This window comes from Corynebacterium kutscheri (assembly GCF_000980835.1).
In the GTDB taxonomy this organism is placed as follows: Bacteria; Actinomycetota; Actinomycetes; order Mycobacteriales; family Mycobacteriaceae; genus Corynebacterium; species Corynebacterium kutscheri.
In genome coordinates this window covers 1,169,638-1,185,754 of the sequence record NZ_CP011312.1, presented here as the reverse complement: position 1 = coordinate 1,185,754, position 16,117 = coordinate 1,169,638, and the positions used below count along the sequence as shown (strand labels likewise).

12 protein-coding genes and 1 pseudogene are annotated in these 16,117 nt (G+C 46.4%); 8 read left to right on the top strand and 5 right to left on the bottom strand.

Translation table 11 applies throughout. From position 1 onward, the window contains the following. Position 1 precedes the first annotated feature (1 nt). The 7 genes from whiA (at position 2) to UL82_RS05385 (ending at position 8,337) form a co-directional block, all read left to right on the top strand. Positions 2–985, top strand: coding sequence for a DNA-binding protein WhiA (gene whiA / locus UL82_RS05415; RefSeq protein ID WP_046439492.1), 984 nt, complete (start codon positions 2–4; stop codon positions 983–985). 397 nt (positions 986–1,382) lie between these two features. Continuing rightward, a complete protein-coding gene (gene gap, locus UL82_RS05410) occupies positions 1,383–2,387 on the top strand; it encodes a type I glyceraldehyde-3-phosphate dehydrogenase (protein ID WP_046439490.1) in 1,005 nt (334 codons plus the stop codon). Between the two features lie 92 nt (positions 2,388–2,479). After that, positions 2,480–3,694: a phosphoglycerate kinase gene (locus UL82_RS11405; protein ID WP_046439487.1), complete on the top strand. Its 1,215-nt coding sequence runs from the start codon at positions 2,480–2,482 to the stop codon at positions 3,692–3,694. 24 nt (positions 3,695–3,718) lie between these two features. Further along, positions 3,719–4,501 carry a triose-phosphate isomerase gene (gene tpiA, locus UL82_RS11400; protein WP_046439485.1) on the top strand — a complete coding sequence of 261 codons (783 nt, stop codon included), beginning with the start codon at positions 3,719–3,721 and terminating at the stop codon, positions 4,499–4,501. 77 nt (positions 4,502–4,578) lie between these two features. Next, positions 4,579–7,347 (top strand): phosphoenolpyruvate carboxylase, encoded by a 2,769-nt coding sequence (gene ppc, locus UL82_RS05395; RefSeq protein ID WP_046439483.1) that lies wholly within the window; start codon positions 4,579–4,581, stop codon positions 7,345–7,347. A gap of 74 nt (positions 7,348–7,421) precedes the next feature. Beyond that, complete coding sequence (gene secG, locus UL82_RS05390; RefSeq protein ID WP_046439481.1) at positions 7,422–7,658, top strand: preprotein translocase subunit SecG; 237 nt, start codon at positions 7,422–7,424, stop codon at positions 7,656–7,658. A 70-nt stretch (positions 7,659–7,728) separates the two neighbouring features. After that, positions 7,729–8,337, top strand: a complete 609-nt coding sequence (locus UL82_RS05385) for a GNAT family N-acetyltransferase (protein ID WP_052735892.1) — start codon at positions 7,729–7,731, stop codon at positions 8,335–8,337. Positions 8,338–8,344: 7 nt separating this feature from the next. Here the strand turns inward: UL82_RS05385 and pgl are convergent, their stop codons facing one another. The 5 genes and pseudogenes from pgl to tkt all read right to left on the bottom strand — a co-directional run bounded on the left by pgl (position 8,345) and on the right by tkt (position 14,851). Then, on the bottom strand, positions 8,345–9,052 hold the full coding sequence (gene pgl, locus UL82_RS11035) for a 6-phosphogluconolactonase (protein ID WP_052735983.1): 708 nt from the start codon (positions 9,050–9,052) through the stop codon (positions 8,345–8,347). 15 nt (positions 9,053–9,067) lie between these two features. After that, positions 9,068–10,012, bottom strand: a pseudogene (locus tag UL82_RS11030) (glucose-6-phosphate dehydrogenase assembly protein OpcA); the annotation flags it as partial. A 9-nt stretch (positions 10,013–10,021) separates the two neighbouring features. Then, complete coding sequence (gene zwf / locus UL82_RS05375) at positions 10,022–11,575, bottom strand: glucose-6-phosphate dehydrogenase (RefSeq protein ID WP_046439478.1); 1,554 nt, start codon at positions 11,573–11,575, stop codon at positions 10,022–10,024. Positions 11,576–11,599: 24 nt separating this feature from the next. Next, positions 11,600–12,682: a transaldolase gene (tal, locus tag UL82_RS05370; RefSeq protein WP_046439476.1), complete on the bottom strand. Its 1,083-nt coding sequence runs from the start codon at positions 12,680–12,682 to the stop codon at positions 11,600–11,602. 75 nt (positions 12,683–12,757) lie between these two features. Further along, entirely contained in the window at positions 12,758–14,851 is a 2,094-nt protein-coding gene (gene tkt / locus UL82_RS05365; protein ID WP_046439473.1) for a transketolase, read from the bottom strand. A 279-nt stretch (positions 14,852–15,130) separates the two neighbouring features. On the opposite strand from tkt, the gene UL82_RS05360 reads away from it, so the two are divergent. Next, on the top strand, positions 15,131–16,063 hold the full coding sequence (locus tag UL82_RS05360) for a heme o synthase (RefSeq protein ID WP_046441254.1): 933 nt from the start codon (positions 15,131–15,133) through the stop codon (positions 16,061–16,063). Positions 16,064–16,117: the final 54 nt, after the last annotated feature.

Sequence of the window (16,117 nt, the reverse complement as noted above, 5' to 3'; positions counted from 1 at the left end):
CGTGTCTTCCTTTACCGTTGACGCTAAAGCAGAGCTTGCTCAAGTGGAAGTCTCTCGTAGCCACGCCCGCGCAGCAGAGATCGCCGCTATTATTCGCTTTGCCGGATCAATGGATGCTATCGCCGGTAAGTTGGTTGTGGAGGTTGAACTCGATCATGCTGACGTTGCCGCTCGTTTTAAACGAGAGGTTGAAGATGTTTTTGACATTCCAGTACATGTAATGGATTTGGGTACTACTGCACGCAAAACCCCGCGTCATCTTATTCGTATGACTGAAGATGCAGATACATTGATTAGACGTATCGGTTTAGTTACTCGTTCAGGTCATTCTGTGGTGGGATTACCACCACAAATTATTACTGGAACTGTTGAAGATGCTGAAGCTGCTTGGCGTGGAGCTTTTTTAGCTGCTGGACAGTTATATGATCCAGGTCGTAATACTGGCTTAGAGGTATCGTGCCCTTGTCAAGAGGCTTCGCTAGCATTAGTCGGTTGCGCTCGCCGGTTAGGTATTGCTGCTAAGACTAAAGAAACCCGTGGCGTGGAAAAAGTAACTTTACGTGATGGCGATGCTGTGGGCGCATTACTATCGCGCATGGGAGCGCATACTCAACGATTGAAATGGGATCAGAAACGACTAACTAGAGAAACACCAAAATCAGGGGCTAGGTTAGTCAATTTTGATGATGCTAATTTACGACGTTCTGCGCGCGCTGCAGTTAAAGCAGCAGCGCGTGTAGAACGTGCCATGACTATTTTAGGCGATGACGTCCCAGATCATTTGGCTGAAGCAGGACAATTGCGTGTACAGCATCGCCAGGCTTCTTTAGAAGAGCTTGGTCGGCTCGCAGATCCACAAATGACTAAAGATGCAGTTGCTGGCCGTATTCGCCGTTTGCTTACTATGGCAGATAAGCGAGCAGAAGAACTCGGTATTCCTGATACCAGTCATGATGTAAGCGATGAGCTTGGCGACGATATGTAAATACGTGATCTAAGGAACTAATAACCCTCATGTGACTAGCTTCATATGAGGGTTATTCTTAAGGGCTGCACACAATTACTGAATGGGTTTTGTGTGGGTCAATCACCTCCGATTGAGGGTGTCTATGTCATATGCCACGCCATTCAATTCGGACATAAAACCAACTTTAACAACATTTCGGATGTACCCTACCCCAAATATGGGGTATTTTGTGTGTTAGTGAATCTTCTACCACTTAAGAAAATTTCTGCACGTTTCAGCTTTCCTCGCTACACTTGGCAATTGAGGTTGAGCCGAACAGAATCAAAAATTTTTTTGGAATTTTTCGGACAAACTCGGAAACGAATCAAAATGTTCGGTTCACATTAATTACTCGATTACTTTGAGGAGACTAAAAGTGACGATTCGCGTAGGAATCAATGGCTTCGGCCGTATTGGTCGTAACTTCTTCCGTGCCCTTTTAGAGCGCGGTTCCGACATCGAGGTTGTTGCAGTTAACGACCTTACCGATAACCACACTCTGTCCCACCTGCTCAAGTACGATTCCATCTTGGGTCGTCTAGGCAAGGAAGTCTCCTATGATGACGAGTCCATCACTGTTGATGGTCACCGCATCATCGTTGCCGCAGAGCGCGATCCAAAGAACCTCAAGTGGGGTGACTGGGGCGTTGATATCGTAATCGAGTCCACCGGTTTCTTCACCGATGCTGAAGCTGCTAAAGCTCACATCGAGGCAGGCGCAAAGAAAGTTATCATCTCTGCTCCAGCAAAGAACGAGGATGCTACCTTCGTTGTTGGCGTTAACCACACCGATTACGATCCAGCTAAGCACACCATTATCTCCAATGCTTCTTGCACCACCAACTGCTTAGCACCAATGGCAAAGGTTTTGGATGAAAAGTTCGGCATCGAGTCCGGCCTTATGACTACCGTTCACGCTTACACTGGTGACCAGCGCATCCACGATGCTCCTCACAGTGACCTGCGTCGTGCTCGTGCAGCTGCTCAGAACATTGTTCCAACCTCCACTGGTGCCGCTAAGGCTGTTGCTTTGGTTCTTCCACAGCTTAAGGGCAAGCTTGACGGCTATGCTTTGCGTGTACCAGTTATCACCGGTTCTGCAACTGACCTTACCTTCAAGGCCACCAAGGAAGTTTCCGTTGAGGCAGTTAACGCTGCTATCAAGGAAGCTGCTGAAGGCGAGCTCAAGGGCGTTCTTGGTTACACCGAGGATCCAATTGTCTCCACCGACATCGTTACCGATCCACGTGCATCCATTTTCGACGCTGGCCTAACCAAGGTTATCGGTGACCAGGTTAAGGTTGTTTCTTGGTACGACAACGAGTGGGGTTACTCCAACCAGCTTGTTTCTCTTACCGAGTACGTTGGCGAGCGCCTCTAATCTTGTCTAACCCCCATATAGCCCGGGGTGTGCCCTGGTGGTACACCGTGGGCTTTTGGTCTATTTATATAACGAAAGGTGAAAATAAACGTATGGCCGTAAAATCTTTGCAGGATCTGCTCAACGAAGGTGTTGAATCCCGCCACATTCTAGTTCGTTCCGATTTCAATGTTCCGCTAAACGACGATCGCGAAATTACTGATGCCGGTCGTATTACTGCATCACTTCCTACTATTAAGGCACTTGTCGATGGTGGCGCACGCGTTATTCTTATGGCTCACCTAGGTCGACCTAAAGGTGAAGTCAATGAGAAATTCTCATTAGCTCCTGTTGCCGAGGCACTATCAGAAGCTCTTGGCCAATACGTTGCTCTTGCTGGTGATGTCGTTGGTGAAGATGCTCATGAGCGTGCTAATGGTCTTAACGACGGCGATGTTCTCTTGCTAGAAAACGTTCGCTTTGATCCTCGCGAAACTTCTAAAGACGCCGCAGAGCGTGGTGAGTTTGCTGATCAGCTGGTTGCCCTTGCCGCAGAAAATGGTGCTTTTGTCTCTGATGGTTTCGGTGTTGTCCACCGTGCACAAGCATCTGTTTATGATGTTGCGCAACGCTTGCCACACTATGCTGGCACCCTAGTGCAAAAAGAAATTGACGTGCTCCAAAAGATCGTCGAATCTCCAGAACGTCCTTATGTGGTAGTTCTTGGGGGAGCCAAGGTTTCTGACAAACTTGGCGTTATTGAAGCACTAGCAGAAAAAGCTGACAAAGTTATTATTGGTGGTGGCATGTGCTACACCTTCCTTGCTGCTCAGGGCATTAATGTTCAAGAGTCTTTGTTGCAAGAAGATCAAATCGAAAAGTGTGCAGAACTGCTTAAGACCTACGCGGATAAGCTAGTTCTTCCTGTTGATCTCACCGCAGCTAAAGAATTCTCACCAGAGGCAGAAAACACCATCGTTAAGCTAGATGGTATTCCTGAAGGCTGGCAGTCTCTTGATATCGGACCTGAGACCGTCAAGAAGTATGCCGAAGTATTGGCAAGCGCAAAGACCGTATTCTGGAATGGTCCTATGGGTGTCTTTGAATTTGAGGCTTTTGCTAATGGTACCCGTGGCGTTGCTGAAGCCATTATTGAAGCAACCAAGGCTGGCGCATTCTCTGTTGTCGGTGGTGGCGATTCTGCTGCGGCAGTGCGTTCTTTGGGCCTAGATGAGGCAGCATTTAGTCATATCTCTACTGGCGGTGGCGCATCGCTAGAGTTTTTGGAAGGCAAGGAACTTCCAGGCGTTAAGGTTTTGGAAGTTTAAGCAACAGAAAGGTTCCTAAGAACTATGACACGTACACCATTTATTGCTGGTAACTGGAAGATGAACCTTGATCATCTTGAGGCAATCCAGACTGTCCAAAAACTTGCTTTCGCTCTACCTAAAGAATATTACGAAAAGGTCGATGTAGCAGTTACCGTTCCGTTTACCGATCTACGTAGCGTACAAACCCTCGTCGAGGGAGATAAGCTAGAAATCACCTACGGTGCACAGGATGTTTCAGTACATGAATCTGGTGCATATACTGGTGAAATCTCTGCTACCATGCTCGCTAAGCTCGGCTGTACCTGGGTAGTGGTTGGACACTCTGAGCGTCGGGAATACCACGGTGAAACTGATGAAATCGTCGCGGCTAAGGCAAAAGCAGCATTAGGTAAGGGAATTTCGCCTATTGTTTGTGTTGGCGAACCGCTAGAGGTTCGTGAAGCTGGTACCCATGTTGATTATGTGGTTGAGCAGACTCGTGCTTCCTTGGCCGGCTTAAATGCTGAGGAGCTTGATAAGACTGTTATCGCTTATGAACCTGTCTGGGCTATTGGCACCGGTAAGGTGGCTAGCGCTGCTGATGCGCAAGAAGTTTGTGCAGCTATCCGCGTGCTCATTGCTGAAATCGCTGGGGCAGAGGTCGCAGAGAAGATCCGTATTCTCTATGGTGGCTCAGTCAAAGATGATACCGTTGCTGAGATCGTCGGACAGCCTGATGTTGATGGTGGGCTTGTTGGCGGTGCTTCCCTAGACGGTGAAGCATTTGCCAAGCTTGCTGTTAATGCAGCCAGCGGCTCGCTCTAAAAGCATTTTTTGATATGAGGTGGGCGCTGTGTTAATAGCGTCCACCTTTTGTCGTATAAACGAAAAGTAAAACTACTATGACTGAAAAAGTTGAATTCACTGTTCTAGAGGATATTCTTTACCTAGCTGAGATCCTAGGCACTGTGATTGCCACAGAAATTAGCGAAGAATCAGTTGAATTGATCAAGAAGACTCGCGTACTTTCTTTTGAAATTGCCAGTGGTCAGGCTGATATGCAAGAACTCGTTACCTTATTAGAGAACACTAAGGTAACGGATCGAATTCATATTGTGCGCGCATTTAGCCATTTCGCTTTGCTCGCCAATGTGGTAGAAGATGTCCACGATGCGCGCAATGCTATTATTGCTGCTGAAAATGGTGAACCCGCCCCAGATTCCACCCTCGAAGCCACGTGGACAAAACTCAAAAAAGAGGTTGCCTCGCATCAGTTAAAGGATGTTATCGATCGGGCAGAAGTCGCCCCGGTACTTACCGCACACCCTACTGAGACTCGTCGTCGAACAGTTTTTGATGTCCAATATCATATTTCTGAACTGCTTAAACGTCGCCATAGCACGCTGGCCTTTCCTAATGCGTTAAGTAAATCTCGGCTCAAAGAAATTGATCAACAAGTACTTCGATGGTTAACAATTCTCTGGCAAACTGCACTTATTCGCATTGCACGACCACGTATCGAAGACGAGGTAGAAGTAGGTTTGCGTTATTATCGGCTAAGCCTTTTGGAAGCAATTCCAGAAATTAACCGATCGATTAACCGCAGTCTAGTTGAACAATTTAATGAATCACCTAGTGAAAATGCTGTCATCAAGCCAGGATCCTGGATTGGTGGCGATCATGACGGTAATCCTTATGTCACTGCGAATACGCTACGCTACGCTACTCGTCGTGCAGGCGAGACTGTGCTGAAGTATTACGTCACTCAATTACATAATCTTGAACATGAACTCAGCATGTCTGATCGGTATACGCCAATAAGCAAAGAACTCATTGCGCTAGCCGATCAAGGTCATAATGATATTCCTTCGCGTATTGACGAATCCTATCGACGCGCTGTCCATGGCATTCGTGGTCGAGTATTAGCAACGCTTACTGACCGCATCGGATCTGATAGCGCAGAAGGAAGCTGGCATGAGATTTTTAAGCCTTATAGCTGTCCGGAAGAACTTGCTGATGATCTTCGCATTATTGATGATTCTTTGCGTGCAGCCCACGATGAAGTCATTGCCGATGAACATCTAGCTTTAATACGTAGTGCAGTGGCCAGCTTTGGATTCCATCTCTATTCAATGGATTTGCGTCAAAATAGCGAGAGTTTTGAAGATACAATCCATGAGGTTTTCCAACGTGCTGGCGTATGTTCGAATTATCGTGATCTCAATGAAACAGATAAACGTGAGCTGCTTTTAGCCGAACTTGTTTCGCCACGGCCACTGTTAAGAACTAACGCAGAGCCTTTTAGTGAACCAACTCAGCGTGAACTCGATCTTTTTGCAGAAGCAAAGCGCGCCGTCGATAGTTTTGGTTACCGGATGATCCCACATCTAGTCATCTCAATGGCATCGTCGGTAAGCGATATTTTTGAACCCATGGTCTTGCTGAAAGAATATGGTTTACTTGAGGTCAAAGACGGTAACCTTTTTGGCCATATTGATATTTCGCCGCTATTTGAAACAATTGAAGACCTGCAAGCTGGGGCAGCAATTCTTGAAGAACTATGGCAAATCCCTATCTACCGTAAGTATTTGCATAGTCGGAATAATGTTCAAGAAGTAATGTTGGGTTACTCGGACTCCAATAAAGATGGTGGCTATTTTGCTGCTAATTGGGCGTTATATGCCAGTGAAGTGGAATTGGTAAAAGTAGGCCGCAAACATAATGTTTCACTACGATTATTCCATGGTCGTGGCGGTACCGTTGGCCGTGGCGGTGGTCCTTCTTATGAGGCAATTTTGGCGCAACCAAATGGTGCGGTAGATGCGACTATGCGAGTTACCGAACAAGGAGAGATCATCTCAGCGAAATATGGCTCCAAGGACACTGCACTAAGCAATTTGGAAGCACTGGTTTCTGCAACTATCGAAGCTACTTTATTAGAAACTGACCAGCTTAAAGATTCTCGCGAAGAAGCCTATGAAATCATGGCGGATATTGCTGCGCGTAGTCAAAAAGCATATGCACAGCTCGTCCATGAAGATCCTGGGTTTATTCAGTATTTCACAGAGTCGACTCCATTAGCTGAAATTGGTTCGCTTAATATTGGTTCACGTCCATCAAGCCGGAAACAAACAGAATCCATTGATGATCTACGCGCAATTCCATGGGTGCTTAGCTGGTCGCAGTGTCGTGTTATGTTGCCTGGCTGGTACGGTGTTGGTTCGGCAATTTCTTCATGGATTGCTGAAGGCGATAGATCCAGTCGTATTGCACAGCTACGTGAGCTAAAAAAGACTTGGCCGTTTTTTGACTCTGTGTTGTCTAATATGGCACAGGTGATGAGTAAAGCAGAGATGCAACTAGCCGAATTCTATTCGCAGTTGGTCTCAGATAAACAAGTCGGGCAACGAATCTATGCCGCGATTGCAGAGGAATTTGATCTTACTGCCCAAATACTTGCTGAAATTACTGGCGATGAGCTTCTTGCCGATAATCCACGCCTAGCTCGTTCAGTACGATCTCGGTTTCCATACCTTTTCCCTCTTAACGTTGTACAACTAACCTTTTTAAAGGAATACCGTGAAATGGAAGATGCCGAAAATTCCCTTGTCGCGCAAGGAATTCAGCTCACCATGAATGGGTTGTCTACAGCTTTACGTAACTCAGGTTAGACACGTGTTCCCAAAAGTTAATGACTTTGGTGTAAAGTTGTTCAAAGTTTGTGATAGTTAGTAAAGGAACGTACATGACACTCGCTCTTCAGATCATCTTGGTTATCGCCTCTGTGATCATGACCCTCTTTGTGCTCTTGCACCGTGGTAAAGGCGGCGGTCTTTCTAGTTTATTTGGTGGCGGTGTCCAGTCGAATCTTTCTGGCTCTACCGTAGTAGAGAAAAATTTGGATCGCGTCACCATTTTCACCGCTATCATTTGGGTCGCTTGTATCGTTGGTTTGAATCTTATTCAGGCCTACGCAGCATAAAAGCAACATAATACAACCGGCGTCCACAGTAGTGGGACGCCGGTTTTTTCATAGAAATAGAGATATACACATGCACATAGAAGAATTTTTTCCGCCTTATGGTATCCAGATAAGCGCTGCCGAGTTAACCATGCGACCAATTAGAGAATCCGATTTAGAAAAACTCATTAGCACACTCGAAAAACCAATTTATAACGATCCAAACGTTGATTATGCTTTTCCATGGTACAAACTGGATCGATTATCGCGAGCACGTTCTGTATTTGAGTACCAATCAAAGTGGAAAACTGAAAGCACCGCCCATGATTGGCGAATACCCTTTTTGGTTTTAATTCAAGATGAAATTATTGGTTCCCAAGAAATTCAAGCCAAAGATTTTTTAAATACGAAAACAATCATTTCCGGCTCCTATTTATTCCTGGCTCAACAAGGAAAAGGCTATGGAAAATTAATGCGACAAATGATACTCGCTTTAGCCTTTGATTATTTTGGTGCTGAATATGCTTATAGTGAGGCAGCTATTGCTAATGGTGCTTCGCGCGGAGTGTCTCGTGCCCTAGGCTATACCGAGACTATTGGGGAAACCGTGGCTATGCGGCTAGCTAAAAAAGATTTTATTCGCCCCACTATTCCACTACAGATTAAAGGCGCCGAAAATGCTCTTTTCGGCGCCTGGTAAAAATCTCTTATAGTTCAGTAGCTGCGTTATCAGCGAGAATAAGAAGAGTTTCACTTCTTCCACGAGCTCCCGCAGCTGGCCAATCTACTGCAGCAGAACCACGAACGATATGCCCGGCTGCTTCGGCTTTTTCTGCGCCAGCAACAAGCAGCCATACTCGCTGTGCAGTAGCAACAGCTGGAAGCGTCAGTGTTACTCGCTCACGTGGCGGCTTAGGAGAATCAGTAACTGGTACTACTAATTTCTCTGATTCTTTTACCGCCTCAGTGTGCGGGAACAAAGAATTAATATGTCCTTCACCACCCATGCCTAGCAGATGTAAGTCAAAACCCCGTGGGGCATGAGTTTTAAGCACTTGTTCATAAGCTGTTGCAGCAGTAGTGAGGTCAACTTCACCAAGCCTAAAGCCATGGATATTTTCTTCAGGAATATCTATGTGGTTCAGCAAAGCAGCACGTGCTTGCCCTTCATTAGAATCTGGATGGTTAACTGCCACATTACGCTCATCACCAAAGAAGAGGTGTACCCGCTGCCAATCAATATCCTTATCGCGCAGTTTTTCTAGCATCCCAATGCCAGCACCACCGCCAGTAAGAACAATGCGAGCAATACCATCACCGGTAACACCACCGTTACGATTTATGCAATGAACAACCTCAACGAAGCGCTCGGCTGCTGTATCAGTCACAGCGTCAAGATCTGCGACCCGAATCACATCTAGTTGTTCGTTGAATTGTACTTCGCCTAGCCCTTTTAATGCTCGAGCGTATGCTGGGTCAGGATCAAGATGACGTAGTTCTTCTGCTAGGCAATCGGCTTCATTACGCTTGGCTAATGCTACGCGCTGGGTATTTTGACCAGGGAATCGAACTATAAGAGTATCCCCAGCTGAATTGTTTTCAATAACGAGCGTACCTTGGGCACGATCAAGTTCTACTTTTTCTACTGGGATAGGGAAGCGTCCTTCCTCATCCATGGTATGAATACAATGACAATCTAAGCGTTCTACTGGTACGCCTAGTCTTTCAGTAAGCCAACCAGCAGCAAGATCAACTGATGGGGAATTTTGCCCACCATAAATGCGTACTGCTGAAATAGCTTCATAGGGTGGCTGATCTAGTGCCGAGGCGAGCACGCCACGCCATGGGGTAAGCCGTGACCAAGCCATATCAGAGTCACCAGGGGTGAAGTAAATGCGTCGATTATTAAGCGCATCAACTGGTGGATCATAAAGTGAATCAGTAATCCTACGCTGAGCGATTTGACCAATAGGATCTGCAATTGGATTAGCTGGTGCACTATACGGCCACCACGCCACAATAGGAGTATCTGGTAGTAATAATGGAGTTACTACATGTACAAGGTGCTGTGACACTTCACCACTAAGTCGCATAAGAATAATCTCGCTGGCACCAGCGTCGCCACCAAGACGTAGTTCAGCGTCAATAACATTGTCACCATGATCTTCACCAGTAAGCATGACCAGAACACGCGAAGGATGCTCACGGGAAGCTTCGGTCGTTGCTTTAATGATGGCATCTACATCGTCAGTAGTTTTTGCTACCACGATAAGAGTGAGTACGCGGGAAGTGGTCATTTGACCTGCGGTATCACGAATGGAAACGAGCTTTTTGGCGATCGAGTGAGTATCGGTATTAGAAAGTTCAAAAATCATGAAAAACTCCTATGGACGACGCCATGCGCGATGAACACTTGATAGCATACGATCAGCAGATTCTGGCCCCCAGGTGCCTGCTGGATATTTTTCCGGCTGGCCATGTTCTGCCCAATAGTTGATAACGGGATCAAGAATCTTCCAGCTTAATTCCACCTCTTCATTAGTGGGGAAGAGGCTTGCCTCATCAAGCAAAGCATCAAGAATAAGACGCTCATAAGCTTCAGGGGATTCTTCAGTAAAAGCTTCAGCATAGGAAAAGTCCATATTGACATCCCGAACTTCCATTGCCGAACCGGGTACCTTTGAGCCAAAACGCATGAGCATTCCCTCATCTGGCTGTACCCGGATCACTACAACGTTTTGTCCTTGACTATGCCGGGTTCCCTCGCCAAAAGGCTGATGTGGAGCATCTTTAAAAACAAGCGCAATTTCAGTTACGCGACGGCCTAAACGTTTGCCAGTACGCAAATAAAATGGCACGCCTGCCCAACGACGCGAATTAATCTCTAAAGTGCATGCGGCATAGGTTTCGGTCTTAGAATCTGGATCAAAGCCTTCTTCTTCGCGCAGACCAACAACCTTCTCACTGCCTTGCCAACCTGAGCCATATTGTCCCCGAGCAGTAGTCTGAGCAAAAGGCTCTACCGCACGAGTAGCTCGTAATACCTTGATCTTCTCGGTCTGTAACTCAGCTGGAGTAAAATCAATTGGCTCTTCCATAGCGATAAGAGCAAGCAACTGAATAAGGTGGTTTTGGATAACATCTCGTGCTGCACCAATGCCGTCATAATAACCAGCGCGTCCGCCCAAACCAATATCTTCCGCCATGGTGATTTGCACATGATCGACGTAGTGAGAATTCCACAATGGATCAAAAAGCTGATTAGCAAAGCGCAATGCCAAAATATTTTGTACGGTCTCTTTACCTAGATAGTGATCAATACGGAAAACAGAGTTCTCTGGAAATACTGCATTAATGAGTCGGTTAAGTTCCTCAGCAGATTTTTTATCATGACCAAAAGGCTTTTCGATGATAACTCGTCGCCAAGAATCACTACCGTCAGGTGCTTGAGCCATACCGCTGCGCTGTAATTGGTGACACACATCAGAAAAATAAGCTGGCGGCACAGAAAGATAAAAAGCCCAGTTGCCAGCGGTACCATGATTATCAAGCTCACGCAGCTTTTCAGCTAGATTGTCAAAAGCTTGATTATCGTCAAAATTGCCGCTAACAAAATGCATACCTTCAGCCAGGCGTTGCCATACGTTATCGCGAAATTCAGTACGGGCGCCTTTTTTAACTGAAGTTAACACATATTCTTCAAAGTCTTTTTTGCTCCAATCGCGGCGACCATAGCCTACTAGTGCAAAACCAGCAGGCAGGAGGCCGCGATTAGCGAGATCATAAATGGCAGGCAGTAATTTTTTGCGCGCAAGATCGCCGGTAACACCGAAGATCACCATGCCGCATGGCCCAGCGATACGCGGAAGACGCTTATCGTCATCATCACGTAAGGGATTATCGTTAAATATTGGTTCCATATTTACGGTGTTATTCATTTTCCAGTTACTACCTGCTATCTCTTAAACCAAACGTGCCTGCATAGAGTCGAGTAATTCGCTCCACGCTGCTACAAATTTTTCTACGCCTTCTCGCTCAAGGGTAGCGAATACATCTTCAAAATCGATACCTGCTTCAACGAGTTCGGCGAAAATAGCTTCCGACTCATCATTTTTGCCAGTCAAAGTATCACCGGTGATATTATCACCTGCAATTGCAGCATCAATGGTGGGCTCAGGCATTGTATTAACGGTATTTGGACCAGCTAAATGAGTAACATAAAGATCTTGTGGGTAATCAGGGTTTTTTACCCCGGTTGAAGCCCACAGCGGCCGCTGAACATTTGCACCTTCGGCAAGATCGGCAGCGTCGAAAAGCTCAGTGAAAATGTGATAGGCCCGACGAGCATTGGCCACACCTGCCTGACCGCGTAAATCAAGAGCCTGCGGAGTACCGATTGCTTCTAGGCGAGCATCAACCTCAGAATCAAGGCGAGAAACAAAGAAAGAAGCTACAGAGAAAATCTTAGTTACATCAAGGCCAGCTTTAGCAGCACGGTTAATACCATCAATATAGGCAGCAATAACCTCACGGTAACGCGGTAGCGAGAAAATCAAAGTAACATTTACGCTAATTCCCTCAGCCAAGGCGTCAGAGATAGCTGGCAAAGATCCCTCGGTAGCTGGAATTTTAATCATTACATTAGGACGATCAACTTTCTTCCACAGTTCGCGTGCCTGGGAGAGGGTAGCATCTCGATCCTCAGAGATACGTGGATCTACTTCAATAGAAACTCGACCATCCTGGCCACCAGATTGTTCAAAAATGGGCAGGAAGATATCACAAGCATTGCGTACATCATCAACACTCATGGCATATACTGCTTCATCAACACTGGCACCTTGTGCTTTTAATTCTGCAATCTGTGCATCATAGGAGTCACCTTTGCTCATAGCAGCGGCAAAAATAGCCGGATTTGTGGTGACACCAACAATATTTTTGGTGGCAATGATTTCGGCAAGATTGCCAGAGGTGATGCGTTCACGAGAAAGATCATCAAGCCACGTGGATGTTCCAGCTGTGGCTAATTGTGCAATTGCATTCATTGGTATGTCCTATTCTTAATAGTATTTAACCGAAAAGCGCCCATATTTTAGTGGGCGCTTTTAGATATAACGTAACTAAGCGTTCAAAGATTCCTTTGCAGCAGAAACAACTGCTTCAGTAGTAATACCGAACTCTTGATAAAGTTTCTCATATGGTGCAGAGGCACCGAAGTGTTCCAAACTTACCGCACGTCCCTGAGTACCTAAATGGCGGTACCATGGCAGTGCAATACCGGCTTCAACGGAAACCCGTGCCCGCACTGCGGCAGGTAATACTGACTCTTGGTACTTAGCATCTTGCTCCTCAAACCAATCCAGGCACGGAACCGAAACCACGCGGGTGGCAATTCCTTCGGCTTCCAACTGTACGGCAGCTTCAACAGCAAGCTGCACTTCCGAACCGGACCCCATGAGGATAACATCTGGGGTTGGTTGAGAAGCTTCCACGAGCACATAAGCACCACGCTGAACCCCTTCGAATGCCTTTTCTTTTGTACCCTCAAGTACTGGAACGTTCTGGCGAGTCAGTGCTAAGCCCTTTGGTCCTTCCTTATAAAGCAAAGCAGCACGCCACGCCGCAGCGGTTTCATTAGCATCTGCTGGACGCAACATAGATACCCCTGGGATAGCACGCAAAGAGGCAAGCTGTTCAATTGGCTGGTGGGTAGGCCCATCTTCTCCTAGACCAATGGAATCATGGGTCCACACATAATATGCATCAGTGCCCATTAATGAGGTTAGTCGCACTGCGGGGCGCATATAGTCGGAGAAAATCAGGAAAGTGCCACCATAGACCCGGGTGCCGCCATGGAGTGAAATACCATTCATAATTGCACCCATGGCATGTTCTCTGATACCAAAGTGCAAATTACGCCCGCCTGGCTCAGTAGTCCATTCATCGGTGCTAATAGATTGAGGTCCAAAAGAAGGAGCACCCTTAATAACGGTGTTATTAGAGCCAGCTAGATCGGCAGAACCACCCCATAATTCCGGCAAGGTCTTACCTAGTGCTTGTAGAGTTGCTTCGGAAGCCTTACGGGTTGCCACACCCTTTGCATCAGGCTCCCACGTTGGAAGTTCAGCATCGAAATTAGCTGGTAGTTCACGGTTGCTTAAGCGATCAAACAGCGCCTTCTGCTCAGGATGCGCTGCTGCCCAGGCATCAAATTTTTGTTGCCACTGAGCATGTTTATCTGCACCACGTTCAACTAATTTACGAGTATGGACAATAACGTCATCAGCAATAAAGAAATTCTGTTCTGGATCAAAGCCCAAAACTTTCTTGGTATCAGCAATTTCTTGCTCACCTAGAGCAGAACCATGAACTGCACCGGTATTCATTTTGCTCGGAGCAGGATAACCAATAATCGTGCGCACGCGGATAAAGGTTGGATGAGTGGTATCGGCCTTAGCCTTTTCGACGGCTTCTTCAAAGCCAAGAACATTCTCGCCGCCTTCTACTTCCAACACCTGCCAACCATATGCACGGTAGCGTGCAACAACATCTTCGGTAAAAGCAATGCGAGTATCTTCCTCAATGGAAATACGGTTGTCATCCCAAAAAACAATGAGGTTTCCTAGTTCTTGGGTACCTGCCAAAGATGAAGCCTCAGCAGTAACACCTTCTTGTAGATCGCCGTCAGATGCTATGACATAAATATAGTGATCAAAAGGTGATTCCCCAGGTAGTGCACTAGCGTCGAAAAGCGCACGCTCACGACGTGCAGCCATAGCCATGCCCACCGCAGATGCTAAGCCCTGGCCAAGTGGACCAGTGGTAATTTCAACACCTTTGGTATGGCGATATTCTGGATGCCCAGGAGTAAGTGATCCCCAAGTACGTAGTGCTTTAAGGTCATCCATCTCTAGCCCAAAGCCACCCAAATATAGCTGAATGTACTGGGTAAGGGACGTATGTCCGCAAGAAAGCACGAAGCGATCGCGGCCAGCCCACTGAGTATCATGCGGATCAAGGTTCATAACGCGCTGGAATAGCGTATAAGCCAACGGAGCCAGACTCATTGCAGTGCCAGGGTGTCCTGAACCACAATTTTGAACAGCGTCTGCTGCTAGCAGGCGGGCAGTGTCAACCGCCTGAGTATCTAAATCCGACCAGTCATCTGGGTACGAGCGTTGGGTTAGCTGTTCTAATGAAGAAGACAAGCTCACGAAAATCCATCCTTACATACTTGGTGTTGTTCGGAATCTGTTGCGATGCAACAAAACCATGTCCTTTACAATAGTCCTAGAAAATTTATTAGGGCGCCATAGGGGTTAAGAATCTCACATAGGATGTCTAAATAGCCTAAAGTATAAAAACGTCTTACCATTGGTAAGGTTCGATAACTTATAGCTATCTGTATAAGATTATTAACATTGTCCATGCATGAGCGAGGACAATACCAACTATTTTTAACAGCCTTTTACATTGTCTGGGAGGACGCCATCTTGGAGACCATTAAGGCCTATATCGCGCTCACTAAGCCGAGGGTCATTGAGCTCCTTCTTGTTGCAACTATTCCCGCAATGTTGCAGGCTCAACGCGGTGAAAATAATATTGCGCTTATCTTCCTCACGGTTATTGGTGGGTGGATGGGTGCTGCTGCGGCCAATACTTTTAATATGGTCGCTGATACAGATATAGACCAGAAAATGGGGCGTACCAGGGCGCGCCCATTGGTACGACACACAGTAAGCAACCGAAACGCCACTATTTTTGCCTGGGTGCTAACCGTTACAAGCTTCCTGTGGCTATATGTGTTGTGTAAATCTCTATTAGCAGCTTGCTTTATTTTACTGACGATTTTCTTCTATATCTTTGTCTATACAAAGTTTCTTAAGCGTCGCACACATATGAATATTGTCTGGGGCGGCGCCGCTGGTTGCATGCCGGTGATGGTTGGTTGGGCGGTAATAACCGATAATATGCCCGCTGATTTACCAGATCAGTGGTGGCAAGCCATCGTATTATTTATGATTATCTTCTTCTGGACACCACCGCACACCTGGGCGCTGGCTATGAAATACAAGGAAGATTATGCAGCTGCTGGCGTTCCTATGTTGCCGGTAGTACGTACACCCGTACAAGTAACCCAACAAATTGTCGGTTACACCTGGGCTACAGTGCTTACCACATTCTTGCTTATACCAGCTGCCGGCTGGATCTATGCGTTAGTATCTGTTGCGTCTGGTATTTGGTTTTTAACAATGGCAATTTCTTTGCATCAAAGCACAAAAAATGGTGATCAAGTTAAGCCACTGAAGCTATTTATTTTATCTAATAATTATCTAGCAATTCTTTTTATGGGACTTTCCCTCGATGCAGTGCTTGGCTTAGAAACTATTGGTTCTATGCTGGGTTGGACAACAACCTTCTTTTAACCGCAATAAAAAAATTCGGCAGGAAAACGCATTGTATTTTCCTGCCGAATTTTT

Excerpts from the sequence above, each read along its gene's own strand:
- UL82_RS05385 (WP_052735892.1), top strand. The coding sequence starts at position 7,729 with ATGCACATAGAAGAATTTTTTCCGCCTTATGGTATCCAGATAAGCGCT.
- zwf (WP_046439478.1), bottom strand. The coding sequence starts at position 11,575 with ATGAATAACACCGTAAATATGGAACCAATATTTAACGATAATCCCTTA.
- tal (WP_046439476.1), bottom strand. The coding sequence starts at position 12,682 with ATGAATGCAATTGCACAATTAGCCACAGCTGGAACATCCACGTGGCTT.
- tpiA (WP_046439485.1), top strand. The coding sequence starts at position 3,719 with ATGACACGTACACCATTTATTGCTGGTAACTGGAAGATGAACCTTGAT.
- UL82_RS11405 (WP_046439487.1), top strand. The coding sequence starts at position 2,480 with ATGGCCGTAAAATCTTTGCAGGATCTGCTCAACGAAGGTGTTGAATCC.
- secG (WP_046439481.1), top strand. The coding sequence starts at position 7,422 with ATGACACTCGCTCTTCAGATCATCTTGGTTATCGCCTCTGTGATCATG.
- ppc (WP_046439483.1), top strand. The coding sequence starts at position 4,579 with ATGACTGAAAAAGTTGAATTCACTGTTCTAGAGGATATTCTTTACCTA.